Raw genomic sequence first — 1,636 nt, 5'->3', positions numbered from 1 at the left:
TATCAACCGGAAACAGCTGCAATATGACCGCGCCGGGGATGCCCATTACGATATTATCAGCGCCTTTATAAAAAGCATGCGGGGAACCGACCCGGATGCCGCCGTGTATTACCTGGCCAGGATGCTGGAAAGCGGCGAAGACCCTAAATTTGTTGCCAGGCGCATGGTCATATTTGCCTCCGAGGACATCGGAAATGCCGACCCGCATGCCCTAATGCTGGCAACATCCACGGTTGATGCGCTTAATTTTGTGGGATTACCGGAGGCTAAGTTCGCCCTATCTCAGTGTGCAACGTACTTGGCGAGCGCACCTAAATCAAACGCTGCAAAAACGGCAATTAATGAGGCGATCAAGGATGTGCAAAGCGAGCGCACCCTGCCGATTCCTAACCATTTAAGAAACGCGCCGACTACGCTCGCTAAGAAGCTCGGGCACGGCAAGGGATACAAGTATCCGCACGACTACCCGAGTAATTATGTGGAGGAAACGTATTTGCCGGATAATTTGAAGGATAAGGTTTACTACCGGCCTTCTGATAATGGATATGAAAAGACCATTAAAGAGCGGTTGAATAAGTTGAGGAAGAAGAAGGTATAATAATTATTTTGCTGTCACACGGGATTTTGTATTTCAGCTATCTTGTCATTGCGAGGGAGTGAAACGACCGTGGCAATCTAGATTGCTTCGCTATCGCTCGCTAACTAGGTGGGACATCTCCTGACTCCTCCGATTGAAGAATTTGCTCGATTTGATCTTTGAGAAAAGGCACCTTATTCTGGATAATGTCCCATAATATAGATTTATTTATACCAAAGTATTCATGTATCGCAATGTCTCGAAAACCAGCTATCTTTCGCCATTCTATTTCAGGATAACGATTCCGATGCGCCTGAGGGATGTGTTTAACCGCTTCACCTATTACCTCTAGATTGCGCAATACAGCATCATACACCATCTCGTTAGAAAGAAACTGCTCTAACGTTCGCTCTTTTGTATAGCGCAATATTTTTTCGCAGGATTGTAAAATATCGTCCAAAAAGAGGCGATAATCACGCGACATACAAAAGCTCCTTCTCAACGTATGGTCGGATACGTGGTTTAAGCGCATCGCGGGTTACCAAATCGACAGATCGACCCAAAAGATCTTCGAGAAAGAACTTTAACTCCATATAACCATCAAACGAAGGCGTCTTGCTAAACTCAACCAATATATCTACATCGCTTTCCGGCCCAGCTTCGTCTCTTGCAACTGAACCAAAAATTGCAAGCGATTTTACGTCAAATTTGATAAGCTCCTGTTTATGCGATTTTAAGATGGCAAACGCTTCATCGCGCCTCATGTTTCACCTCTGTTAGGTCTTTAATTCTGATTTTACCTGTCATTAAATAGTATAGCAACACGTAATACACGAGCGAGGCCCGTTTAAAGCGGGCCTCGCTTTGCTTTTTATATTTACAAACCGTGTACTTTGTATGTATTTTGATAACCTTTTACGGCAATCCTCTTAGCAACAGCTCGTCGTTGAAATCGTCGGTTGTTGTGCCGGCTGTGTCGGTGTGACTGCTAGATGTTGCCCTCCAGACAGTTGGGTTGTGGCAATCCAGGCAGACACTATCAAGATCATGCACGGCATA

3 protein-coding genes are annotated in these 1,636 nt (G+C 45.2%); 1 reads left to right on the top strand and 2 read right to left on the bottom strand.

Annotation, left to right across the window (positions count from 1 at the left end; translation table 11 throughout):
• On the top strand, window positions 1–598 hold a 598-nt coding region (locus tag COY37_RS05800), incomplete at its 5' end, for an AAA family ATPase (protein ID WP_502693750.1).
• Between the two features lie 100 nt (window positions 599–698).
• Here COY37_RS05800 and COY37_RS05795 read toward each other — a convergent pair.
• Window positions 699–1,061, bottom strand: a complete 363-nt coding sequence (locus tag COY37_RS05795) for a HepT-like ribonuclease domain-containing protein (RefSeq protein ID WP_286976688.1) — start codon at window positions 1,059–1,061, stop codon at window positions 699–701.
• Complete coding sequence (locus tag COY37_RS05790; protein ID WP_286976686.1) at window positions 1,051–1,341, bottom strand: nucleotidyltransferase family protein; 291 nt, start codon at window positions 1,339–1,341, stop codon at window positions 1,051–1,053. The genes COY37_RS05795 and COY37_RS05790 overlap by 11 nt, the downstream gene beginning before the upstream one ends.
• Window positions 1,342–1,636 lie beyond the last annotated feature (295 nt).

Origin of the sequence: Candidatus Aquicultor secundus, assembly GCF_002791875.1 — a bacterium.
Lineage (GTDB): Bacteria > Actinomycetota > Aquicultoria > Aquicultorales > Aquicultoraceae > Aquicultor_A > Aquicultor_A secundus.
Note: the sequence above shows the minus strand (reverse complement) of the source record. Positions and strands in the feature narration are given on the sequence as shown.